At 27.9% G+C, this 24,349-nt stretch carries 19 protein-coding genes, 1 pseudogene and 1 riboswitch; of the genes and pseudogenes, 9 read left to right on the top strand and 11 right to left on the bottom strand.

The window, feature by feature from the left end:
- Positions 1 to 103: 103 nt before the first annotated feature.
- The 3 genes from V2W16_RS02090 to V2W16_RS02100 form a co-directional block, all read right to left on the bottom strand.
- On the bottom strand, positions 104 to 1,537 hold the full coding sequence (locus V2W16_RS02090; protein ID WP_138269387.1) for an alanine/glycine:cation symporter family protein: 1,434 nt from the start codon (positions 1,535 to 1,537) through the stop codon (positions 104 to 106).
- A gap of 114 nt (positions 1,538 to 1,651) precedes the next feature.
- A riboswitch (glycine riboswitch) is annotated at positions 1,652 to 1,739 on the bottom strand.
- Positions 1,740 to 1,915: 176 nt separating this feature from the next.
- On the bottom strand, positions 1,916 to 2,920 hold the full coding sequence (locus tag V2W16_RS02095) for an asparaginase (RefSeq protein ID WP_329380627.1): 1,005 nt from the start codon (positions 2,918 to 2,920) through the stop codon (positions 1,916 to 1,918).
- Positions 2,921 to 2,934: 14 nt separating this feature from the next.
- Complete coding sequence (locus tag V2W16_RS02100) at positions 2,935 to 3,867, bottom strand: DUF1848 domain-containing protein (RefSeq protein ID WP_329380631.1); 933 nt, start codon at positions 3,865 to 3,867, stop codon at positions 2,935 to 2,937.
- A 172-nt stretch (positions 3,868 to 4,039) separates the two neighbouring features.
- Here V2W16_RS02100 and V2W16_RS02105 point away from each other — a divergent pair, with 172 nt between their 5' ends.
- The 4 genes and pseudogenes from V2W16_RS02105 to V2W16_RS02120 all read left to right on the top strand — a co-directional run bounded on the left by V2W16_RS02105 (position 4,040) and on the right by V2W16_RS02120 (position 8,368).
- Entirely contained in the window at positions 4,040 to 5,497 is a 1,458-nt protein-coding gene (locus tag V2W16_RS02105) for an aminoacyl-histidine dipeptidase (RefSeq protein WP_329380634.1), read from the top strand.
- Positions 5,498 to 5,691: 194 nt separating this feature from the next.
- Positions 5,692 to 7,594, top strand: a pseudogene (locus tag V2W16_RS02110) (OPT family oligopeptide transporter).
- A gap of 73 nt (positions 7,595 to 7,667) precedes the next feature.
- Positions 7,668 to 8,018 carry a PqqD family protein gene (locus V2W16_RS02115; RefSeq protein ID WP_329380639.1) on the top strand — a complete coding sequence of 117 codons (351 nt, stop codon included), beginning with the start codon at positions 7,668 to 7,670 and terminating at the stop codon, positions 8,016 to 8,018.
- On the top strand, positions 8,018 to 8,368 hold the full coding sequence (locus tag V2W16_RS02120; protein WP_329380641.1) for a hypothetical protein: 351 nt from the start codon (positions 8,018 to 8,020) through the stop codon (positions 8,366 to 8,368). Before V2W16_RS02115 ends, V2W16_RS02120 begins: the two co-directional genes overlap by 1 nt.
- Before the next feature lie 30 nt (positions 8,369 to 8,398).
- Here V2W16_RS02120 and V2W16_RS02125 read toward each other — a convergent pair whose 3' ends face one another.
- The gene (locus V2W16_RS02125; protein ID WP_329380644.1) at positions 8,399 to 8,968 is read right to left on the bottom strand and encodes a phosphoribosyltransferase family protein; all 570 of its coding nucleotides are present in this window, start codon (positions 8,966 to 8,968) and stop codon (positions 8,399 to 8,401) included.
- A 16-nt stretch (positions 8,969 to 8,984) separates the two neighbouring features.
- The gene (locus tag V2W16_RS02130; RefSeq protein WP_329380647.1) at positions 8,985 to 10,034 is read right to left on the bottom strand and encodes an NCS2 family permease; all 1,050 of its coding nucleotides are present in this window, start codon (positions 10,032 to 10,034) and stop codon (positions 8,985 to 8,987) included.
- Positions 10,035 to 10,181: 147 nt separating this feature from the next.
- Between V2W16_RS02130 and V2W16_RS02135 the strand changes: the two genes are divergently transcribed.
- Entirely contained in the window at positions 10,182 to 10,646 is a 465-nt protein-coding gene (locus V2W16_RS02135; protein WP_329380650.1) for a TspO/MBR family protein, read from the top strand.
- 25 nt (positions 10,647 to 10,671) lie between these two features.
- On the opposite strand, the gene V2W16_RS02140 is transcribed toward V2W16_RS02135, so the two are convergent.
- The 6 genes from V2W16_RS02140 to V2W16_RS02165 all read right to left on the bottom strand — a co-directional run bounded on the left by V2W16_RS02140 (position 10,672) and on the right by V2W16_RS02165 (position 20,497).
- Positions 10,672 to 13,077, bottom strand: coding sequence for a sugar-transfer associated ATP-grasp domain-containing protein (locus V2W16_RS02140; RefSeq protein ID WP_329380653.1), 2,406 nt, complete (start codon positions 13,075 to 13,077; stop codon positions 10,672 to 10,674).
- Complete coding sequence (locus V2W16_RS02145; protein ID WP_329380656.1) at positions 13,077 to 13,673, bottom strand: glycosyltransferase family protein; 597 nt, start codon at positions 13,671 to 13,673, stop codon at positions 13,077 to 13,079. The genes V2W16_RS02140 and V2W16_RS02145 overlap by 1 nt, the downstream gene beginning before the upstream one ends.
- Before the next feature lie 9 nt (positions 13,674 to 13,682).
- Positions 13,683 to 14,729, bottom strand: a complete 1,047-nt coding sequence (locus V2W16_RS02150) for a sugar-transfer associated ATP-grasp domain-containing protein (protein WP_329380659.1) — start codon at positions 14,727 to 14,729, stop codon at positions 13,683 to 13,685.
- 14 nt (positions 14,730 to 14,743) lie between these two features.
- Complete coding sequence (locus V2W16_RS02155) at positions 14,744 to 15,859, bottom strand: CDP-glycerol glycerophosphotransferase family protein (protein ID WP_329380661.1); 1,116 nt, start codon at positions 15,857 to 15,859, stop codon at positions 14,744 to 14,746.
- 150 nt (positions 15,860 to 16,009) lie between these two features.
- Complete coding sequence (locus tag V2W16_RS02160) at positions 16,010 to 19,198, bottom strand: CapA family protein (protein ID WP_329380663.1); 3,189 nt, start codon at positions 19,196 to 19,198, stop codon at positions 16,010 to 16,012.
- 132 nt (positions 19,199 to 19,330) lie between these two features.
- Positions 19,331 to 20,497, bottom strand: coding sequence for a CaiB/BaiF CoA transferase family protein (locus tag V2W16_RS02165; protein ID WP_329380664.1), 1,167 nt, complete (start codon positions 20,495 to 20,497; stop codon positions 19,331 to 19,333).
- 185 nt (positions 20,498 to 20,682) lie between these two features.
- On the opposite strand from V2W16_RS02165, the gene V2W16_RS02170 reads away from it, so the two are divergent.
- From V2W16_RS02170 to V2W16_RS02185, 4 genes are all read left to right on the top strand, one after another.
- Positions 20,683 to 21,549 carry a zinc dependent phospholipase C family protein gene (locus V2W16_RS02170; RefSeq protein WP_329380666.1) on the top strand — a complete coding sequence of 289 codons (867 nt, stop codon included), beginning with the start codon at positions 20,683 to 20,685 and terminating at the stop codon, positions 21,547 to 21,549.
- Positions 21,533 to 22,774: an MFS transporter gene (locus V2W16_RS02175; protein ID WP_329380668.1), complete on the top strand. Its 1,242-nt coding sequence runs from the start codon at positions 21,533 to 21,535 to the stop codon at positions 22,772 to 22,774. The genes V2W16_RS02170 and V2W16_RS02175 overlap by 17 nt, the downstream gene beginning before the upstream one ends.
- A gap of 81 nt (positions 22,775 to 22,855) precedes the next feature.
- Positions 22,856 to 23,395: an NUDIX hydrolase gene (locus V2W16_RS02180; RefSeq protein ID WP_329380670.1), complete on the top strand. Its 540-nt coding sequence runs from the start codon at positions 22,856 to 22,858 to the stop codon at positions 23,393 to 23,395.
- A 12-nt stretch (positions 23,396 to 23,407) separates the two neighbouring features.
- Positions 23,408 to 24,340 (top strand): ROK family glucokinase, encoded by a 933-nt coding sequence (locus tag V2W16_RS02185; RefSeq protein ID WP_329380673.1) that lies wholly within the window; start codon positions 23,408 to 23,410, stop codon positions 24,338 to 24,340.
- Positions 24,341 to 24,349 lie beyond the last annotated feature (9 nt).

The following is a 24,349-nucleotide window of genomic DNA, read 5'->3' on the forward strand; positions in this document are numbered from 1 at the left end:
TATAATTTTTTATTATTTTTAATTCTATGATAAAAAAATATTTTTGTCAACAAAGCAACTTAAGCAAAAAAAGAAAGAGTTTTCACTCTTTCTTTTAAAATTACTAAGCCTCAACTTTAGATTCTTTTTCTTTTTTCATTTTATCAAAATATTTCTTTGTTTCACTAACGACTACACCGCTTAATGCAAATAGTGCAATCATATTTGGAACTGCCATTAAACCATTAAATATATCAGCAATTGTCCAAACAGCTTTTACTGTCATATATGGTCCAATAAATATTGCTAAAATATAAATCCATCTAAATGTAAGTAATGCTTTTTTGTTTCCGCCGTTTAAATATTCAAGACATCTTTCAGAATAATAATCCCAACCTAAAATAGTTGTAAAAGCAAAGAATACAAGACAAATCATTAATATAAATGATGATATTTGTGGAGAAAAAGGAAGTCCGTTATTAAATGCATATGTAGTTACTTCAACTCCTTCAAGCCCACTCACTTGCCACGCTCCTGTCAAGATTATAGATAATCCTGTCATAGTACATATTATTATTGTATCTATAAATGTTCCTGTCATTGAAACCAAACCTTGTCTTGCAGGTTCTTTTGTTTTAGCGGCAGCTGCGGCTATAGGAGCAGATCCAAGACCTGATTCATTTGAAAAAATACCTCTTGCGACCCCTTTTTGTACCGCAATAATCATACTACCAACTATACCCCCGGTTACGGCAGAAGGATTAAATGCTCCCTTTATTATAACCATAATTGCATTTGGAATTTCAGTTATATTGCATATCATTAAAATAAGACAAACAACAAAATACAAAACAGCCATAAACGGCACGACAACTTGAGATACACTTGCAATTCTTTTAATTCCTCCTATTAAAACAAGTGCAACACAAACTGTAAGAATCAAAGATGAAATAACAACTGTCCAAGAATATGTTCCTATACCGGGTATTGTAACAGTCCATGCCATATTAGGGTCAAAAAAATTATTCACTGCAGATGCAATACCATTAACCTGTGTAAAAGTCCCTATACTAAACAAACCAACACAAATCCCAAAAAAAGCAAATATCTTGGCAAGCCATTTCCATTTTTCACCCATTCCTCTTTCAATATAATAAAAAGGTCCCCCTAGAGCATGATTATCTTTATCCAAAACTCTGTATTTTACGGCCAAAAGACCTTCAGAATATTTTGTTGCCATACCGAAAAATGCAGCAAGCTCCATCCAAAACAATGCACCAGGTCCTCCCGCACATATTGCGGTTGCAACACCTACGATGTTACCTGTACCTATTGTTGCTGAAAGGGCTGTACACAAAGCACCAAAAGAGGTAACTTCTCCGTCTCCGCCTTCTTCATTTTTTACCATATACTTTAAAGCCAAAGGTAGTTTACGAATTTGAGTAAATCCCAATCTTAAAGTTAAAAATATTCCCCCTGCCATTATCAAAACAATCAAAGGAGTTCCCCATACAAAGTCATTGATTTTAACAAGAAGTTCAGTAAAATTGTCCAACATATTAAAACACCTTTCCAATAAAGAACAAAAGATAAAAAAAGAGCCAAATAAACATATTTGACTCTAATACTCTAAATAAAATAACATTACATAATAAAAAATATTAAAATAATTTTATTATACTCTGTCCTTTTGCCTGAGAGATTAATGTAAAACATCTTGCACCTTCGGCACTCCATAGAGATTCTCCAGAGCCACATCCGTTTATAGTCCTCATTCAAATTTGAATACCTGAGAGTTTTACTCCTTCGGTAAGGCAAAGCCTATTTTCCTACAAACTTCTTTTGTCCTAAATTATTATTAAATTTTCATACGCATATTATTATATATGAACTTTCTGAAAATTTCAAACATTTATTACATTTTTTTCATAATTTTTTAATTTTCTTTTGTTAAGATGTCAAAATTTATTTTTTTATAAAAAAGTTCTCTTATTTTATTAAAATCACTTGTTAAAGATAAAATCCACATAAGTTTAATACATACAGCTTCAACGGTCATATCAAAAGATTCTAAAACATTATATTCCTTCATTATATTTTTCCCTACTTCATAAAGCTTTGCATCGCTTCCTTCAAACATAACCTGTGTTGTAATAACAATAATTTTGCCTTGTTTTGTATATTTCTTTAATTTATCAAGAAAATTTCTTTTATTATGAAAAGGAACTCCCCCGACTCCGTAACTTTCAATAACTACAGCATCATAATTATCCATAATATAATCAAGTATATCGGGTTCAATACCCGGTATAAGTTTTAATACAAAAACGGAAGGTTTTAAACAATCATAAAACTTTATACTGCTTTCTTTTTCATTTTTTTCAACATATTTTACAATTCTTTCCCCATCAATAAATGCAGAAATAGGATAATTGATACTTTCAAAAGCACTGTAGCTTTTACTTCTTACTTTTCTTGCTCTCGTACCTATAATTACTTTACCGTCAAAAACTACATAAACTCCATAATTTTGTTCATCTAAACAAAAGCGTATACTATCTGTTAAATTTTTCTTTGCATCGCTTATTGTTTCGTTAATAGGCTTTTGAGAGCCTGTTATTACTATTGGCTTTTTTGAATTTTGAATCAAATAAGATAATGCACATGCAGTATATGACATTGTGTCTGTGCCATGTGTAATTATAAATCCGTCATAATTATCATATTCTTCCTTTATTACATTTGCAATCTGACACCAATGCTCAGGCTGAATGTTTGTACTATCTAAATTAAATAACTGTTTAAAAGTTAGATTACATATTTTTTTTATTTCTGGTATATATTTCACAATATCTTCTGCCCTAACATATGGCATTAATCCATTTTCTGTGTTTATACATGCAATAGTTCCGCCTGCTGCTATAAGTAAAATATTTTTCATTTTATCTCCTTATTTTAGAAAAGTCTCAATTGACTATTTTTAAATGATTTTATTTCACGTCTTTTTATTATATCATTTTCATTTATTTTATCGCATAATATAGGTGAATTAACATTATATAAATTTGATATTTTATTTACTAATTTACTGTTTTGATTTGCATAACAATAAATACATCCGTTTTGACAAGTATCATAACAACCTACATCTATGCTTTCAACGCATCCACATTCTTTTCTTTGATTTTTATCCTTTTTTATATCCAAATCACACCCTATAATTTTTTCAATAAGTTTTTTATCAATACAACTTCCATGCTCAATTCCATAATTTGATAAATCAATTATTTCTGAACATGTTTGTACCCTCATATTATTCTTTTTAGCTATTTTTGATATATTTTCGCAAATATACATTATTTCATTTTCATTTAAAGATCTTATATCATATTTTTCTATACTTTTTATTATTTTCTTATATATATCTAAAAAACTTATAACAACAGTATTTGTATAACCATTTAAATTTTTACATAAATAATCAAAAAATAATATATGAAAATTTGCATCATATTTTTTATTTATAAAAATTGGATCATATCTTAATATCATTTTTTCCTTTCCTATTTTTAAAGAAAGTTTTTTAAATATATCAATAATATCATCTTTATTATTACAAAAAGGCTCTATTTCTTTTCCATATCCTGTAATTGTATATTGTATATAATAATCATATTTTTTTAATTCATTTATTTTATTTAACATTTTTATAGGATATTTAGACCAAAAAACAATAAAATCTAAATTACAATCATTAAACTCAATAAGACTTACATGTTTTTTATTTATAGGGTTTCTAACATAAACATATCCATCTTTTAACCTATTTAAAAACCAATCAAAGTAATAACAAGGTATATCTGTTCTCCTGCTTACACTAAGTATCATCTTTTAGCCTCTTTAACTTTTTATTCATTATTTAAAATATAACAAATATTTTGTTTTTTTACCAAATTTTTATTAATATTGTATTATTTTAAATTTTTTTATATAATAGATGTAAATTGTAAATTAATTAAATAAATTAATTAAAAATTTAATATATAAGTGAGGTACAAAAATGGACTACAAAATAAAAGGTTACAAACCTGAAAAACTTTTTAATTTTTTTGAAGAAATAAGCGCAATTCCTCGTGGTTCAAGCAATGAAAAAGGCATAAGTGACTATCTTGTTGAATTTGCAAAAGAAAGAAATTTATGGGTTTACCAAGACGAATTGTTTAATGTAATTATAAAAAAACCTGCAAGTAAGGATGCAAAAAATAAAGCTCCAATAATGCTTCAAGGTCATACTGACATGGTTTGCGAAAAAATTTCAAGTTCAAATCATGATTTCACAAAAGACGGTATTGATATTATTGTTAAAGATGGAATAATTACTGCAAACGGAACTACTCTTGGAGGAGATAACGGAGCTGCTGTTGCTTTAATGCTTGCAATTTTAGATGATGAAACTCTTTCTCATCCTGATCTTGAATGTGTATTTACAACACAAGAAGAAACAGGCCTTGGCGGAGCTGATCATTTAGACAAATCTCAAATTAATGCAAAAACAATGATTAATCTTGATTCTGAAGAAGAAGGTATCGCAACTGTAAGCTGTGCAGGCGGAATGAGATTTACTTTAAGTAAAGATATTGTTAAAGAAAACAAAAGCGGTACAATTTTAACAGTAAGCGTAGACGGTCTTTTAGGCGGACATTCAGGTATGGATATTAATAAAGAACGTCAAAATGCAAATATATTGTTAGCAAGATTAATAAATAGAGTTATTAGTAATACTGATACATATGTTGCTTCATTTAACGGCGGTAGTAAAGACAATGCAATCCCAAGAAGCAGCGAAGCTAAATTATTAATAGAAAATAAAGAAGAAGTAAATAAAGTTGAAGAAATAGTTAATAAATTATCAAAAGAATTTTCTGAAGAACTTGTACCTTTTGAACCTGATTTTGTTGTTAATGTTACAAAAGAAGAAGGAGAAACTAACGTATTAAGTAAAGAAGATGCAACAAATCTTGTAAGTGCTGTATACTTAGCGCCAAACGGAGTATTAAAAAGAAATCTAAAACAAGATGGATTTGTAGTAACATCTCTAAACCTTGGTGTAGTAAGCACAAACGATAATGTTGCAAAAATTGTTTTTGCTCCAAGAAGTTCAGTTGCTTCATTACAAGACGATACAACTGACAGACTTTACTTATTAGCAAGAACATTTGGTTTCAATTGTGATATAGCAGGTGCTTATCCTGGTTGGAGTTTTAAAGAAGAATCTCCAATTAGAGATACTTTTATAAAAAGTTACAAAGAATTATTCGGTGAAGATTTAAAAATCGAAGCTATCCATGCAGGATTAGAATGTGGTTTATTCTCAGAATCAATTGAAGGTCTTGATGCAATTGCAGTTGGACCTACAATCAGAGGCGTTCATACACCTGATGAAGAAATACCTCTTGATTCATTTGAAAGATTTTATGAATTATTATGCGATGTTCTAAAAAAAGAAGCAAATGCTTAAAAAATTAATTTAATATTAAATATTATCATCAAAGCTATTCTTAAATTTAAGAATAGCTTTATGCATTTTTAATAAAAATTTGTAAAAATTTATCATTTTTAATTGTAAATTAATAATATATTTACTTTTATGTAAATTTATTATATAATTCAGTTTGATTGTCTATAATAAAATTAAAAGAAAGGGGTTAAATTATGTCTGACAAACATAACGATTTTAAACCGTATATACCAGCAGATAAGGTTGCACCTGAATTTACAGTTACATCAAATTCTTATTGGTATTATTTTAGCAATAGTATTTGGTGCTGCAAATGCTTATCTAGGTCTTAGAGTTGGTATGACAATCTCTGCATCAATCCCAGCGGCAGTTATTTCTATGGGTATTATCAGAGTTATTTTACGCCGTGATTCAATTCTTGAAAACAACTTGGTTCAAACAATTGGTTCAGCCGGTGAATCTGTTGCCGCAGGAGCTATCTTCACATTACCTGCCTTATTCTTATGGGCAAATGAAGGTATTATATCTGCTCCAAGCATAATAACAATTTTCCTTATTGCACTTGTTGGTGGTATCCTTGGGGTAATTTTCATGGTTCCACTTCGTCAAGCTTTAATTGTTGAAGAACACGGAGTATTACCATTCCCAGAAGGAACAGCTTGTGCTGAAGTTTTACTTGCGGGAGAAGAAGGAGGAAGCAAAGCAAGTACTGTATTTGCAGGTCTTGGTATTGCTGCTTTATATAAATTCATTGCTGATGGAATGAAAGTTTTCCCAAGTGAAATTGGATATGATATTAAAGGTTACGCAGGTTCAGCAATTGGTATCCAAGTACTTCCTGCATTAGTAGGTGTTGGATATATCTGTGGTCCAAAAATTTCAAGCTACATGCTTGCCGGTGGTACATTATCATGGTTTGTAATCATGCCTATAATTGCTCTATTCGGTGCTGATGCAACAATCTTCCCTGGAGATGTTGTTATTTCATCTTTAGCACCAAGTGACTTATGGGATACATATGTAAAATACATCGGTGCCGGTGCGGTTGCTACAGGTGGTATTATAAGCTTAATCAAAAGTTTACCTTTAATTGTTAAAACATTCTCTCAAGCTATGAAGAGTATGGGTAAAAAAGCTACAAGCTCAAATACACTTCGTACAGAAATCGACTTACCAATGCCAGTATTATTAATTTTATTATTAATTATTGCTGTTGCTATCTGGTTACTTCCAATGTTCCCAGTTAACTTCCTTGGAGCATTAATCATTGTAATCTTCGGTTTCTTCTTTGCAACTGTTTCATCAAGAATGGTTGGACTTATCGGTTCATCAAACAACCCTGTTTCTGGTATGGCTATTGCAACATTAATTATTGCAACTATTCTTCTTAAAGCTACAGGAACAACAGGTGTTGATGGTATGGTTGGTTCTATTGCTATCGGTGCTATTATCTGTGTTATCGCAGCTATCGCCGGAGACTGTTCTCAAGACTTAAAAACAGGTTTCATTCTTGGTGCTACTCCTAAGAAACAACAAATCGGTGAAATCATCGGTGTTATCGCTTCAGCTGCTGCAATCGGTTATGTATTATACCTATTAAATGCAGCATGGGGTTACGGTTCTGCTGAAATCTCTGCACCACAAGCTACCATGATGCAAATGATAGTTGAAGGTATTATGAATGCACAATTACCTTGGGCTTTAATCTTTGCAGGTGCTGGTGTTGCAATTGTAATTGAAATCTTAGGTGTACCTGTTTTACCTGTTGCAGTTGGTATGTACTTACCATTCAGCTTAAGTGCTGGTATCATGGCAGGTGGTCTTGTTCGTTTAGCTATGGATAAACGTAAAGTAAGCGAAGAAGAAAAGAAAGAATCTGTTGAACGTGGTACATTATATACATCTGGTTTAATCGCCGGTGAAGGTTTAATGGGTGTTGTTCTTGCTGTTCTTGCTGTATTAAACAAAGCAGAAGCAATCGATGTTTCTAAAGCATTTAGCATCGGTCAAATAGGAAGCTTAGTAGTATTCGCTCTATTAATTGTTTCTCTTGTAATGGTTTGTTTAAAAAAGAAAGATAAAAAAGAACAAGCTTAAATGTTTTAAATAATAAAAAGATGTAACTTATTTTATAAGTTACATCTTTTTAAAAAAAGAAAGGAATCCATAAATGAGTAAATCTAATAAAAAAAATAACTATCTGGAATTTATTCCTTTAAAAAATCCTAATACGGAATATGAAACAGATGAAAATGGTATTGTAATAATAAAAAAAGACTGGGTTGGTTTTTATAATAAAATTGCTCAAAAATTTTTTCATAAACCTGAAACCAGTAACATCTCTCTAGATGAATACGGGAGTTTTATTTGGCTTAATATTGATGGTGAAAGTAATGTTTATCAAATATCACAAAAATTAGATGCTCATTATCCAAAAATGGAAAAAAGCTTATCTAGATTAATTAAATTTTTGGAAATCCTTCAAAATCATAATTTTATAACTTGGAAGGAGATTGATTAATGTCAATACTACATTATCTACCATATTTATTATTATTTATGGTTGCAACAATGCTAATTTATGGATGGGGGCTATGGCGTGCATCTCGACAACAAAGAGATTTAATGAATATGTTATATTCAAAAGCCGTTTCAAAAATAAAAAAGGCAATCAAACAAAAAGGTTCTTTATCAAAAAAAGAAATTCAAGAAGTAGTAAAAAACATTCAGGTAAGCCAACCTTTCTCTAAAAACCGTTTAGGTGTAACGGATAAAGTAAGTTTCACAACTGCAATTCTCTCTTTTATGATGGAAAATGATATGTTAATAAAAGAAAAAGAGAATGGAAGATTTGTTTATAAACTTAAATAAAAAAAAGATATCTTTCGATACCTTTTTTTATTATATTTCTTCATATTCACCATTATCTTTTATATTAAATAAAGGTAACTTTTGTAAGAAAATTATATCGTCTCTATCAGCAGCATCCCCTTCTGCCAAAATTGCAGCTTTTGAAACAATCTTTGCTCCAGCTTTTAAAACTAAGTTTTCAAGAGCTTTTAAAGATTCACCGGTAGAAATAACATCATCAACAATACAAACTTTTCTATCTTTTATTTTGCAAGCATCAATACCATCTAAAAATAAATTTTGTACACCTTTAGTTGTTATTGATTCCAAAGATTCACTTACAACATCTTTCATATAAGATTTAACGCTTTTTCTAGCAACAATAAACTCTTTTAAACCTCTAAGTCTTGTCATTTCATGTGTTAAAGCAATACCTTTTGCTTCCGCTGTTACAAATATATCTACATCCCCTATTTTCTTTAACAACTCTTTTGCTGCAACTTCAATAAGTTCACTGTCACTTAAAACAACAAAACTTGCAAATGCTTTTTTATCATCAATATGTATATATGGAAGTTGTCTTTTAATACCACATATATTTATTTCATATTTTTTTTCCATTTTAATTTCTCACCTACTAAATAAAAATAAATCTTGCCAAAATACCGGCAATCATTCCAATAAAAGGATCGCTTACAGCAGTTACTGCCATAGTAATTCCACCTACCATTGGTGTTGTAGCAACAGCAGTTGCACAGTTACCAGGAACTGTAACAAATACACCAAGAACAAATAAGAAACCGCAAATAGATGACGCAGGAACATATTTACCAATTTTAGGAAGAAGTCCAAAAATTAAAATAAGTCCCATTACAAACATCATTGCAATACCAGCCCATAATGCGTGTGGCGCACTTCCTGTAGCAGAAATAATTGATTCAACAGGTGCACCCCCAAAGAAAGATGAAACCATATCAGCTAAAGAACTAATTACAGATAAATGGTCAATATTTACTTCTGTATTTGCCATACTTCCTGTAATAGCACCAAATGATATATTAGAACCAATATTCAAACATACCATACCAAGAGCACCTCTTAGTATTTTAGCATTAAAAGAAAGTTTTTGTCTTTCAATTTTATCTTCTTTTGCTACAGACATCTCTTCATTTGCATCTTTAACAAAGAACTTTGCAGCGATACAAGATAATACTACAGAAATTGTTATAGTATAAACTAAATCTTGTGAAAAAGCATATGTAACAATTGCTGAAATTAAAGAAACAATACCTATAATTTTATCTTTTTTAAGCATATCAACAGAAACTTTAGCAAGCATTAAACCTACCCCTGCCATCATTCCTGCAGCTATTTCAGGCCCTATAAAATCAACAACTTTTGTAAGCATTCCACAAAGTCCGATAACAGCCATTATTGCCGCACCGATAAATATCATAGAACACATTTCTTTTTTATCTTTACCCATTGTACCGACATAAGTTATTGTTTCTGCCTGGAAAGAAATAGGAGCAACACTACCTGTAATAAAGTTACCTATTGCACCAACAAAAAAAGCAAAAGCTGTTGGGATAGATGCAAATCCAAAAGTTAAAGCCAACAACCCTTGTGGTAATCCATTTAAGATTACACTAATAACCGCCATTATATCAGAAGCGATTTCACTCATACAAATTCCTCCTTATTTTACAAAATACCATAAAAGTATATCATATTTTAGGAAAAATTTAATTAATAATTTTCACCTTTTTAAATGTAATCGTAATATTATTTTTATTTAGGCATAAATTAGTTATATAAACTTTAGGAGTAGTAAATGAAAATTAATTTTAAAAGACTTTTATTCTCTATCTTAATTCCACTTATTGTGGGAGAAATATCGGCGTTATTTACAAAAAACAGTATGGATATATATAAAAATTTAAACCTGCCTATGTTATCTCCCCCAGGTTTTATTTTTCCAATTGTTTGGACGATATTATTTATCTTAATGGGAATCAGTGCATATATCATATCCTTTTCAGAGGGAGAAGAAAAAGAAAATGCTCAAAAAATATATATTATTCAACTAATTTTAAATTTTATATGGAGTATAATATTCTTTAATTATAATAATTATGTTCTTTCATTTATCGTATTAATAGTACTTTGGCTTTTTATTTTAAAAATGATTATATATTTTTATAAAATTAATCCTATTTCAGGATATTTACAAATTCCATATCTTTTATGGGTTACTTTTGCAGGATATTTAAATTTTATGATTATTCTTTTAAATTAAAAAAAGCTTCAATTAAGAAGCTTTTTTACCTTATAGGAAGTTTAACTATACTATATTTCCCTCTAAAATTCTCATCTCCATAAGAAATTTTTTTCTCTTTTAATTTATATAATAAATAATCCATTGTTTTTGGAGATAATTTTTCAATAGCTGGGTAATCAGGGAACCTATTTATTTCCGGGAATTTTATTCCACTCTCTGTTATTGCAAGGTCAAATCCAAAATATTCAAGTTCGGGAATATTTCTTGCAACATCCAAAACTGTCTGTTTTACTTTTTCCCAGTTTGGTAGATAACCTTCTATTTTTACATTAGTATCAGGATGATATAAACAAGGTTTAATTTCATTATCTTCAATAATTTTTGCATCATAAAATTTTCCAGTTTCAATATCAATTTTTGCAAACATTCCCCCTGCTCCCATATTATCTACGGCACCGGTTCTTTTAGATCCAAATCTCATATAAGCATTCCCTATTTCAGGATTTTTACCATCTTTTTTAAATACAATCATTCGTATTGTATTAACAGCACCTGAATATATATTTTTAATTACAGGATGCATATTTATATATTCCGTTATTAAGTATTGATTATTAACATCTTTTAAAATATTAAGCACATCTTCTTTTTTTGCTTGTTCATGATTAAGATAGTATTTACCGTCTAAATATTCAAATTTATAAAATCCGTCACCATGAGAACCTTCATCGGGTTTTAGAGCAAGTGATTTTTTTTCTTTTACAAGTTTAAAAATATCTTCAAAAGTATTTGAATACCCTTTGGGACAATCCATCATAGAAATAACTTTATTATTTCCATTTTTTAGAATTATATGGTAATAATATTCAGGAAAACAATTATTATAATCAGAACAAATATACTTTACGGTTATTTTATCTTCCATCCATTTTCTGTATTCATTATTTATATGTCTTAACCATCTATACTCAAAATCAGAAATATAATTATTATAATTCTCATCATTTATTCCGTATTGATTTATTCTGTAAGATATAAAACCATGTTTTTTTGCCCATATTTTTTCTTTAAATGTAGTATCCTTATTTGTAATAAAGTCTTTTAACTGCTCTTTGGGAAATTTTATTGAAAGATAGGGAAGTAAACCTTTCGGGAAAAATAGTTTTGCATATGTGGCTCTTACTTTAAGTTTTACTTTCTTCATTCCCCTTTTTGTTTTTACCGATAAGCCTTTATATGCTTTTCTTTTTTGCTCAACTTTATATTTTAAATATTTTGATGTTTCAATACTAAAAGGAACAGATTTAGGATATTCTGGATGACCATCCCAACTTATAATTTTAAACCCATCATCTGTTATCATTATCTTCAAACCAAAAAACTCAAGTTCAGGAGCAAAATATCCTATATTTTTTACGGTTTCTTTAATCTCATTCCAAAAAGGAATTTTACTTGGAATAGCATAATCATTATTTGGATTTTTTGTTTTCTTTATTCTATTTCCTCTATTTATGCTTACACTATCTGAAATTTTACCATTTATAGTATCTATATAAGCATATACAGTACTTTCATACCATTCTTCGTTTTCTATTTCCATTAATTCTTCATCATTAGAATCTTCTTCATATAATCTAAATAAAATATCATTATTGTTATTTTCATCGTCATTTAAGTTTGTCTCTTCTTTAAATGATGTATTTTTTAAAATATCAATATTATTATTTAAAAATTTATTTTTTTCAAATGAAATATATGCATCTCCGATTTTAGGATTATCACCTTTAGAGTTAAAAACTATTAAGTTTATTAATCCTCCTTCAAAATCTTTTTTAGGAATTAATTCTTCTGTAATAATAACACTTTTATTTATTTTTGAAATATAATCTATTAATTCTTTTTCTTTTACCTTTTTTCTATTTATATAAAACTTATCATGTTCCCATTCAATCAAATCTCTTTGAGAACTATTTGAAATATATAATCTAACCTTTTTCTCTTCTTTTATTGTATTAATTACATCTTTCCATGTATCATTTTTATTATTTACATTAAGAGGAATAATAAGTTTATCATTGTATCTGTTTGTAATATGGTAAAAACATTTTGGCATTCTATCTCTAAAAGGTTTAAAAATATTATAAATAGTTACCTTATCTGATATCCACTTGCCATATATTCCATTAATTGGTCTTAAAAAAGCATAATCCTTTGCAGATATAATATCCTTATAATTTTCTTCGTTTATGTTTAAACTTCTCACCTGTTCAGGTAAAAATCCTCTTTTTACTGCCCAGCTTGTTTCTTTAAAAGAATAATGTTTATCTTTTAAATAACTTCTATATACTCCTCGTATCCATTTTCTTGCCTCTGCACCTGTAAAACCGTTTGAAGTATTTGGAAAAGCTAAAATATTTAATCCGTATTTTTTTATGTCATTAAAGGACATTATATAAGTACCCCCTTATTCTTTTCATAATCCTTTGGTGAATTAAAATCTTGTGTATCATCCTGAATATAAACATATTTATCCTTTATTTCTTTTTCATCAAAAGAAAGTCCTTGAAATGATTGATACACCTGCCAGCCTATACACTTTTCAATTTTACCTTCTAAATATAATTTCCTTACATTCTCAACATGCTTAGTAAACACATTTGAATCTTTTATCTTAATTGCAACAATAGATTTACCATTACCAAAAAACAATAAATCATCAGTATTTATTTTTATAATTTTTTCCATTGCCTTATCAGAATAATATGTGTCACCATATAAAAAACATATATTATCTTCTATAAGTTCATTTGTAAATCTATCAATTTCTAAAATATTATGTTTAGGTTCATATCTTTTTGAACCATTTATTTCATACCTTTTATCATGAGAAGTTATTATTACTTCGCTGTCCTTATCAAATTCATTTAACAACCTTACAGTTCTTTCTATAATCTTTTCCCCATTAACTTCTATAAAATGCTTGGGAATATTTTTATAATTATGCCATCTTTTCCCTTTCCCATCAGCCATTATTATATACTTCATATATTACCTCTATTTTATTACTTTATGATATCTGTAAAAATCTCCAAGTTCGTTATTTCTCTGACCTCCCCAAAGCTGTATAATATTTACACCTGAGGATGTATTTGCTTCAATAATACATATTCCTTCAATAGTTAATAAAATATCCCAAGCTATAAAATGCATATATGGAATTTTATTTGCAAGTTCTAAAATTTCTTTTTTTAACTCTTGCCAATTAGGAATTTTAACTCCTTCTATAGGTGCCTTAGAGTCAGGATGAATTTTATATACATTTAAGTTATGAAGACATCTTGCCTCGGATAATTCTCCTGTTTCTAAATCTATTTTTGAAACAAGTCCTCCTCTGCTTCCATTATCTACAGGTATTGTCTTTTTTGTTCCTATTCTTTGTACGGCAAAGAAAATTTTTATTTTCTTGGTATGAATATCTCTTAATGTAATTAATCTTATTGTATTTACTGTTTTATCATATATTTTATTTGCATACTCGTGTTGACTTATACATTCCACGATTATCCAATTATCCCTTTTAACCAAAAAAGAAACAAACTGTTTCTCATTTAATTCATTTCTATCTACAAAAATATGACCATTATCATAAGTTAAAATATTAACATCTTTTCCTTTTCCTGCTCCATAAGGTTTTATAAATAACTTTTTATGCTCTTTAAGAAGTCTTAATGCATAGTCATAGCCCACTTCACTATCATCAAAAATAGATAAAAAACCTTTATTTTTTATCATATAAATTTCCGGAACTTTAATATATTGTTTCAACACTTCGTTTGCTACAATTTTATTATTAAACATAAAATCAAAAGGTTCATTTATATATCTTGACCTGTACCAATCAAATTCAGATAAATACTCATTTTTATCATTGTGGTCTAAATCATATAGCATCCATTGATCTGCCAAAAAACCTCTTGTAAGATTTGCTCTTATTTTTTTATAAAAAGGACATTTAAAATGATTTTTTACAAATATAATTCTTCTAAAATATATAACAAATAATTTTATTTTTTTTAAAATTTTCTTCGCAAGTTCAAACATAATTTCTCTCTTTTCTATGACAATTTATCTAAGACTAACTGTGCAAGTTTTGCAGTAGATGTTCCAAGTTCTTTTGGCAAATATTTTTCTCTGTAATTATCAAGAGAATTTTGATTGTAATTACCTGATTCCAAGTCCATAATCAAATCTTTTGCATTTTTAAAAGCACATCCCGGCATTGAATAAAATGGATCAACATTAACTCCATTTTTTATTAGGTATTCATCATAATCATAAAGATAATAGTAAGTTTTTTTATTTAAAATTGCCGCTTCTACCGCAATTGCAGAATAATCTGTAATTAAGTACTCACAAACAGAAAGAAGTCTTACTGCACTAAATTCAGGACAAGTTAGTATATTTGGATTATCTGTATTTATTTTTTGATTTGGATGACTTTTTACAATTAAAAAATATTTATCAAAATCTATATATTCTAAAAGCTCTTCCCATTTGGGAATAATATTTCTTCTAAAAGTAGGCGCATATAAAATTACTTTTTTTTCTTTTAAAAAAGGATATTCATCTAAAATTCTTTCTTTATTAAATTCATTCGTTCGCAAAAGATAGTCTATTCTTGGAAGACCTATGTTATAAAGTTTATCTAAACTGGTATTAAAAGATTGAAGGTAAAATTGATTCCAGGATTCTGCCGATGAAATAATTATGTCGTAATTTTGATGCATACATAATAAATTAGAAATTTCTTTACTTCTTCCGGAAGGTTTTCCAACTGTCTGATGTCCGGATTTTTTTATTTTTCCGATAGAATGCCACATCTGTATTATTGTTAATTCTTTTTTATGTTTACAAATAGAAACTATAGGCCAATAAGAATCTAATACACAAACCTTACTTGTAGCAAGATGATACATACTTTTAAAAGAATCAATAATAAATTTAATTATTCCTTTTTTATTATCATCTAATCTGTTACATATGTATTTTATTTCAATTCTATTTGATGTCATATTTATAAGCTCATTTTGTAATAGTAAAAAATCCAAACTTAAAGTATTAGACTGCCTGCTTAAAAATAAAACTTTATTTTCTTTTATAGGGTTAAATTTTTTTATAAAATAATAAACTATATTGATAAATTTCTTTCCTAACTTTATTACAATTACCATTGTTCCCCTCTTAGAAATTTAGACTAATTATATCAATAAAAATATTAAAAATATTAATTTATACATTTAATTTACATAATAGAAATAAAGGTTTTACTTTAATTTTTTAAATAAAATATCCTTAACATAATGTTAAGGATATTTTTTATTTTATCTATTTATTAATCTCTTTATTTTTCTTTTTAATCTCCTTGGAAGCATTCTGATAAATCCTATCTCCATATTTTTTGTATTTATCATTATCTTGTCATAAACAATAGGATTTATTCCTTCTATATCTTCAACTTCTCTTATTTTATCTTCATAAATATGTTTTTTTCCAATTTGGTCTGGAGATTGTAATACATCGAAATTAGGTTTACCATTTCCCTCTACAAATTCAACATCTCCATTTTCCGTAATACATACATCCCAACCAATATGTCTCATTTCGGGCACTTTCAATGCAGCATCGCATACTGCTTCTTTTAACTTATCCCAGTAAGGATATTTAAACCCTAAAATCTTTTCTTTAGAATCAGGATGTATATCTGTTCTTATGTGAGCTCTGTTTATTGCTTGATTAACTTTTCCACTTTCAACATCTATTGTTGCAGCAACTCCACCTCCATGAAAGTTATCTATAACATTTCCGGCTCTTCCGAATCTTGCAACGGCACCCATTACTTTTGCTGTATTATCGGCACATACTAAAGTATAAACTCTAACAGTATTTAATGTACTTTCATTAAACTTTGCTATTTCACTATTTTGTTTAATTATTTCCTCAATTATCAAACCTTCTTCTTTACAAAGTTCAAATAAATTTTGAGCTGTATCATCATTTGTTTTTATTACTCTTGCACCTGCTCCACCAGTTCCTCTTACAGGCTTTGCAAAAAATTCTTCATGTTTTTTTATAAAAGTATTAAATTCATCAAAAGAACAACAACTTACATCAAGCCAATCCCTTTTTACATACTTTTTAAAAGTTTCGTTAAACAATGCTTTATCCAAAAATATTTTTCTATATTCTTTTTTATTGCAAGCTTTGTGAACTCTCTTTCTGTATCCTTCGTTTAAAAATGTATCTCTTATATCAGGCTCTTTATTATAAAGTTCATAATCAAAATAACAATTATGAGTAAATCCTCTTTGGCTACAATATAATAACCAATCACAAAAATATACTGTAAGATTTACATTGTTATATTTTAAATTTTTCTGTGATTTATATTTTCTCTTAAAAGACTTATATTTCTTTTTAAATTCCTCTTTATCAATTTCAGGCATTTTACTTCCAAGTAATTTAACTATACTTTCAAGTGTTCCATCAAAAGCTCTATATTTTATATATTTTGAAGGTTGATTTTTACATTTTGCATAATATGGAAGAGGTGTTCCCAAAATATAACATGTTGAAATAATAGTAGCTGGATGTTTATCATTAGGTCCATTCATTGTTCCTACTATTTCTTTATTTAAACTTATATTATTATCCTTTTTAGTTATTAAAGGCATATATTTAACACATATTCTATTTTCATTTGCAAATTTATCTGCATAACTTCCTTTTTCGCAATATATTGTTAAATTATTACATCCAACAAAAGCATCTTTATCTATACTTGTAACTGATGGTGGTATCTTAATACTTAATAAATTTTCACAATTTAAAAATGCATTTTTTTCAATACATTTTAATGACTCCGGAAGCCATAAGCCACTCATTTTTATACAATTTTCAAATGCGTTTTTTTCTATCTTTGTTACTTCATCAAAAAATCTTACACTTTCTAAATTTGTAAAATTTTTAAAGGCTTCTTTTCCTATTTTCTTTGTTTGTTTTCCCAAATAAACTAGTCTTGTACTATCATTTTTTTCTATATCATTGTTTACATAATATACAGTTTTTCCATCTACATTTTCACTTAGCTTAACTACACTGCTCATACTTAAAAAAGAATGAAGAACAGCATAATCGTCATATATTTCATATATTCCTTCTTTTTCTTCCTTATAATAATTAAAATTATCATTTTCTGTTAGTTCAGGAATATTTATTTTTACTGATCTGTTTTTACTTATATTTTTCTTTTTGTCTTTTAAAATATTAAGTACTTCATTTATATCTTTATCTTCATTTTTTCTTAAATCATCTATTGAATTTGAAGAAACTTCTATATTTGTATTTAATATTATTTCGTTATTTTCAAGAAGTTTACTTACATCTTCATATGTATTTTTAAGCATTGGAACTTTTTCCTCCGTAAGTCCCAAAGATTCTACAATAGGTAATACAGTAAATGGAATTCCCTTATAATTTTTTACAATTTTACATGGTATAAATTCAATTTTTGATTTTATTTGTCCATTTTCTTTTCGTAATTTTAAATTATAAAGAAGTGTGTACTCTGAAAAATTTGAATCAGCAAAAGTGTTTAAATGAGAAATTAAATTTCCCAAAGAGAAAAGTACAGGTTTATCATTTATTTTTTCAAACTTTTGAATAACATGTGCATGAGAACCTACAATAAAGTCATAGCCTATATTAGATAAGTTTTCAGCCATTGAATATTGTCTTTGTGTAATTTCAGAAGTATATTCTTTTCCCCAATGCGGAAAACATACTGTTATTTCTGCTCCTCTTTCTTTCATTTTATCAAATACACTTTGAGCTCTATTTTGGGTATAAGTATTAAGTAAGTTTATTCTGCCTTGTCTGTTTAAGTTAAGCTGCATTTTATTATAAGAAGTTGAAAAGGCTGTAAAACCAACTTTTATACCACATATATCAACAATTACAAATTTATCTTCTTTCTTTAAAAATGTACCTGTTTGAATAATACCAATATCTTTTATATTATTAATTGTATCTACAATTCCTCTTACACCTGCATCAATAGTATGATTATTTGCAGTTGTAAGCATATCAAAACCACATAAAGAAAGAGCCTCTAAATATTCATATGGGGCATTGCAATAATATGGTCCTTCATGTGTTAATATTTCACCTCTGTAAGGAGCTGTTTGCGATATTACGGTTTCTAAATTTCCGCAAACAAAATCTGCTTTTTCAAAAATAGGTTTAACATATTTAAAACATAATGAAAAATCATATCCACCATCTTTTTTAGAATATTTTTCAATCATGTTTTCTAAGCATAATAAATCACCTGTAAAAATTAAAGATATTTCATCTTTATTATCTTTTATAGATTTAAAACATTTATTATCATCAGACAAGACAAATCTTCTTATATTTAAATGCTTTTCAATATTTTTATTAATATTTTCTCTTTTCTTTAGTTCATAACTTGGACTTTTATATTCATACTTTTCTATTTGAGGATATTCCAAAACATTAGTCTCCTTTTTATATAATATTTTAAATTTTATCATAATGTAAAATATTGTTACCTTTCCTTTTCGGTAAAAGGTTTGTAAATTTTTTATAAAATAAAAAAAAGATACTGCAAAAGCAATATCTTTTTAAATCATATCCTCAATATCTTCATCACTATATCCCAAATAATTTAAAACATCTTTAGTATGATATCCTTCAGGATATCCTGCATATTCATATTCAACAGGACTATTTAAAAACTTAATTGGACACCCAACCTGTTTTACTTTTATCTCTTTTTTATGAGGAAGTTTAGTTTCAACAAACATCTGTCTTTGATTTAGATGTTTATCTTCTTTTGTTTCATTTAAAGACATTACAGGTTCAACACATGCATCAACATCTTTAAAAAATATACTCCATTCTTCTTTTGTCTTTTCTTTAAATTTTTCTTTTAATGTTTCTTTTACAAGTTTTGTATCTGTTTTTAAAATTTTACCATCAGCCCAATCTTCATATCCTAAAGCCATACATAAATTATAGAAAAATTTTGGTTCTAATGCTGCTACACTAATATATTCTCCGTCTTTTGTTTCGTAAAAATCATATATACCTCCGCCGTTTAATACTTGGCTTTCTCTTTTAGGAGCTATATTTGAAGTTAAAAAAGAAATTCCGTCCATTGTATTAAAAGGTATCATACCATCAAGCATTGATATGTCTATATATTCTCCAATGCCTCTTTTTTCTCTATTATAGGCTGCCGCTAAAATTGAGGCAACACTATTCATAGAACCCGACGCAAGGTCCGCAACTTGCATATTGTAAAGAGATGGTCCTGATTTTTTCCTGCCTGAAGAAGCCATTAAACCACTTCTTGATAAATAATTTATATCATGACCTGCTCTATCTTTTAACTCACCACTTTGACCGTATCCAGTTAAAGAACAGTAAATAAGTTTCGGATTAATTTTACTTAAAGTATCATAATCCAGTCCAAGTTTTTTCATTACACCAGGTCTAAACTGTTCAATAATAATATCATATTCCATTATTAATTTTTTTACAGCTTCAATTGATTTTTCTTTTTTTAAATTTAAGTATATACTTTTTTTATTTCTTCCAAGCCATGCTGCAGAAGCAGTAATATCTGAATTATCAATAATCGGAGGCCAATGAGTTACCAAATCAAATCTATCTTTACTGCTTATTTTTAATACTTCTGCTCCCATATCTGCAAGAAGCAGTGTTGCATAAGGTCCGGGAAGAAGTGTTGTAAAATCTAAAATTTTTAATCCTTGTAATATACCCATTTTATTCTCCTAAATTTATTTTATTAATTATGTATTTATTATATAATATAACATATATCGACATTTTATTTTAATATTTTACAAATGTAAAATTTTTGAAAAATATTAATATTTTTTTCAGTTTATATACAATCTGTTTTTAGTTTATGATAAAGTATTAAATATAACATTTGGAGGTTTTTATTTTGCCTGGAATTACAGCTCACTACATATTTGGACAAAAAGTTTTAGACAAATATCCAAAAGAAATAAAAAATATAGTAATTGAAAACAAAGATTTATTTAATATAGGTTTACAAGGACCTGATATATTATTTTATTACAAACCTTTAAAATCAAATAATGTTACAAAATTTGGAAATGATATGCACGATGAAAAAGGAAGTATATTTTTTAACAGTGCAATAGATACTCTACATTCCATAGAAGAAGAAAATTTTAATAAATATTTATCTTATTTACTAGGATTTTTATGTCACTTTACTTTTGACAGCAATGCTCATGGATACATAGAAAACAAAATATATACAAGTAAAGTAACTCATTATGACATAGAGTGGGAATTTGAGAGATATTTAATGAAAAAAAATAATATCGATCCAAAGAAAAAACAAAGATTAAATTGGATAAATATTAGTAAAGAAAACAGTAAAATAATTTCAGACTTTTATAAAGGTATAACTCCAGATGAAATTTTTCATTCTATAAATTCAATATCCTTTTATGATAGTTTTTTACTTGGAGCACATTTATGGCAAAGAGAACTTGTTTCTTTCGTTCTTCATATAAGCGGACAATATAAAAGTAAAAATAAATTAAGAATGCAAAAAGAACCAATCAAACTTTGCCTTGACAGTAATTTAAGACTTGAAAAGATAATGAATAATTCAATAAATAAGTGTATAGAAAACACAAATATTTTAATTGATAAATTGGATAATAATACTTCTTTATCAAAAGCATTTGACAAAACTTTTGGACCAAACGAAAATTGGCAGGACATTTTAGTATTATCATTGGAGGAAGAAGAAAAGTATGAAATCGAAATTTAATGAAATAGAAAAGAAATGGGTTTTATATGATGTTGGAAACTCTGCATTTACAATGCTCGTTACAACAATAATGCCTATTTATTTTAACCAACTTGCAAGCTCTCAAGGTATCTCAGAAGTAAACTACCTTGCATACTGGGGATATGCAACGACAATATCAACAATAATAGTTGCTTTGCTTGCTCCATTTTTTGGAACAATATCAGATTTTCCGGGATGGAAAAAGAAACTTTTTTCTGTATCATTGTTAATTGGATCAGTTGGATGTGTTCTTCTTGGAATAATTCAATCATGGATATGGTTTTTATTATTATTTGTACTTGCAAAATCAGCATATTCTATAAACTTGGTATTCTATGATTCAATGCTTACTGATGTTACAACCCCGGAAAAAATGAATAGAGTTTCAGCAAGTGGATATGCTTGGGGATATATTGGAAGTTGTATTCCATTTATTTTATCTCTTGTAGTAGTTTTATTCTATGATAAAATCGGTTTATCAATACAAGTCGCTATGTTTTTGGCATTTCTAATCACTGCTGTTTGGTGGATTCTATTTGCAATGCCTTTATGGAGAAAATACAAACAAAAAAATTATGTTGAACCAACACATCATCCATTAAAAGAAAGTTTTATAAGGTTATCTAAAATATTCAACGAACTAAAGAAAAATAAAAAAGTACTGTTTTTCTTAATAGCCTTTTTCTTCTATATAGACGGTGTATATACAATAATAGATATGGCAACTGCATATGGCACCGCTCTTGGTTTAAAATCCGAAGGTTTATTACTAGCTTTACTTGTAACACAAATTGTCGCATTCCCTACTGCTTTGTTTTTTGGGAAATTAAGCACAAAAACAGATGTGTTTAAATTAATATTAGTATGTATAACAGCATACTTCTTCATAGTTTTATATGGAATGACTATGAAACTTCAATATCAATTTTGGATACTTGCAATTTGTGTAGGAGCATTCCAAGGAGGAATTCAATCTCTTTCACGTTCATATTTTGCATCAATAATTCCAAAGAATAAATCAGGTGAATATTTTGGAATATATGATATTTGCGGAAAAGGTGCTTCAATACTTGGAACATTCTTGGTATCTTTGGTAAGCCAAATAAGCGGAAACATTAATACAGGAGTTGGAATTCTTGCGGTGATGTTTGTTATTGGAGGATTCTTCTTTATAAAAACATCTAAGGTAAAAAGCTTAAATTAAGCTTTTTACCTTTTTTATTATTAATTTTCTTCTTATAAATTACTATTTTTATAGTATAATTTAAAAGTAAAGGAGAATAAAATGGATTTAAAAGAAAAAACAATTTCAAGTGATATAGTATTTAAAGGCATGGTGTTTGATATAGCTCAAGAAGAAGTTTTACTTCCAAATAACGAAACTGCAAAAAGACAAATAATAAAAACTAACGGTGCTGTTTCAATTATTCCCATAACAAAAGAAGGAGAAATAATTTTAATAAAACAATATAGACAAGCTGTAAAATCAGAAACTCTTGAGTTTCCGGGAGGAAAACTTGAAAAAGGAGAAGACATAAAAGAAGCTGCGTTAAGAGAACTTCGAGAAGAAACAGGATATATAGCAAAAAATATAAAATCTTTTGGCGAAACTTATCCTGCAAGCGGATATTCTGATGAGGTTATTTATTATTTTATTTGTGACGATTTAGAAGTTAAGGAAAAACAAGATTTAGATGAAGATGAATTTATAAATATAGTAAAAGTTTCAAAAAAAGAATTAAAAAATATGATTTTAAATGGTGAAATAAAAGACTCTAAAGTAATGGCATTTGGACTAAAATATTTAATTGAAAATAATATTTAGATAGGAGAAAAAATGAATTACTGCTTTGGTGTAGATATAGGTGGAACAACCGTAAAAATAGGTTTATTTCAAGATAATGGAACGATAATTGATAAATGGGAAATTCCAACACATAAACAAGAAGGAGGTAAATATATTTTACCTGATATTTCAAAATCTCTTTTAGATAAAATTAATGAAAAACAAATAAATAAAAAAAATATTTTAGGCGCAGGAGTTGGGGTTCCCGCTCCAATAAAAGAAGAAGGTATTGTAAGAGGTTCAGCAAATCTTAATTGGGAGTATAAAGAGGTTATCAAAGAATTACATGAACTAACAGGATTTAAAATAAAGACAGGAAACGATGCAAACATGGCAGCTTTAGGTGAGATGTGGTTAGGTTCAGGTAAAAATTATAATAACTTGATAATGATAACTTTAGGCACCGGTGTCGGAGGAGGAATAATAATAAACGGTAAACCTCTTATTGGTTCAAATGGTGCAGGTGGTGAAATCGGACATTTAAAAGTTAATTACAACGAAGATAAACACTGTGGTTGTAAAGGTCAAGGTTGTCTTGAACAATATGCTTCCGCAAGAGGAATTGTAAATTTAGCTAAAAATAAGTTAGAAAAAACAAATAAAAAAAGTATTCTTAATAAAGATGATATAACTTCAAAAGATGTTTTTGATGCCTTAAAAGATGGCGATGAAATATCAAAAGAAGTTATTGAAGAGTTTGGTAAATACTTAGGATACGCAATTGCAAATATTGCAGTAATAATTGACCCTGAAATTATTTTAATAGGCGGAGGCGTGTCAAAAGCAGGAAATGTTATAATAGAATATGTAAAGAAATATTTTGACAAAAAAGCATATTTTGCAAACAGAAATATAAAGTTTGAACTTGCAAGTTTAGGTAACGATGCCGGAATTTGTGGGGCTGCAAAATTAATATTAATATAAAAAAATACC

It is taken from the genome of Anaerofustis butyriciformans (assembly GCF_036289385.1).
In the GTDB taxonomy this organism is placed as follows: Bacteria; Bacillota; Clostridia; order Eubacteriales; family Anaerofustaceae; genus Anaerofustis; species Anaerofustis butyriciformans.

Bases quoted from the DNA above. Each gene is read 5' to 3' on its own strand.
- V2W16_RS02090 (WP_138269387.1), bottom strand. From the start codon at position 1,537: ATGTTGGACAATTTTACTGAACTTCTTGTTAAAATCAATGACTTTGTA.
- V2W16_RS02095 (WP_329380627.1), bottom strand. From the start codon at position 2,920: ATGAAAAATATTTTACTTATAGCAGCAGGCGGAACTATTGCATGTATA.
- V2W16_RS02100 (WP_329380631.1), bottom strand. From the start codon at position 3,867: ATGATACTTAGTGTAAGCAGGAGAACAGATATACCTTGTTATTACTTT.
- V2W16_RS02105 (WP_329380634.1), top strand. From the start codon at position 4,040: ATGGACTACAAAATAAAAGGTTACAAACCTGAAAAACTTTTTAATTTT.
- V2W16_RS02115 (WP_329380639.1), top strand. From the start codon at position 7,668: ATGAGTAAATCTAATAAAAAAAATAACTATCTGGAATTTATTCCTTTA.
- V2W16_RS02120 (WP_329380641.1), top strand. From the start codon at position 8,018: ATGTCAATACTACATTATCTACCATATTTATTATTATTTATGGTTGCA.
- V2W16_RS02125 (WP_329380644.1), bottom strand. From the start codon at position 8,968: ATGGAAAAAAAATATGAAATAAATATATGTGGTATTAAAAGACAACTT.
- V2W16_RS02130 (WP_329380647.1), bottom strand. From the start codon at position 10,034: ATGAGTGAAATCGCTTCTGATATAATGGCGGTTATTAGTGTAATCTTA.
- V2W16_RS02135 (WP_329380650.1), top strand. From the start codon at position 10,182: ATGAAAATTAATTTTAAAAGACTTTTATTCTCTATCTTAATTCCACTT.
- V2W16_RS02140 (WP_329380653.1), bottom strand. From the start codon at position 13,077: ATGTCCTTTAATGACATAAAAAAATACGGATTAAATATTTTAGCTTTT.
- V2W16_RS02145 (WP_329380656.1), bottom strand. From the start codon at position 13,673: ATGAAGTATATAATAATGGCTGATGGGAAAGGGAAAAGATGGCATAAT.
- V2W16_RS02150 (WP_329380659.1), bottom strand. From the start codon at position 14,729: ATGTTTGAACTTGCGAAGAAAATTTTAAAAAAAATAAAATTATTTGTT.
- V2W16_RS02155 (WP_329380661.1), bottom strand. From the start codon at position 15,859: ATGGTAATTGTAATAAAGTTAGGAAAGAAATTTATCAATATAGTTTAT.
- V2W16_RS02165 (WP_329380664.1), bottom strand. From the start codon at position 20,497: ATGGGTATATTACAAGGATTAAAAATTTTAGATTTTACAACACTTCTT.
- V2W16_RS02175 (WP_329380668.1), top strand. From the start codon at position 21,533: ATGAAATCGAAATTTAATGAAATAGAAAAGAAATGGGTTTTATATGAT.
- V2W16_RS02180 (WP_329380670.1), top strand. From the start codon at position 22,856: ATGGATTTAAAAGAAAAAACAATTTCAAGTGATATAGTATTTAAAGGC.
- V2W16_RS02185 (WP_329380673.1), top strand. From the start codon at position 23,408: ATGAATTACTGCTTTGGTGTAGATATAGGTGGAACAACCGTAAAAATA.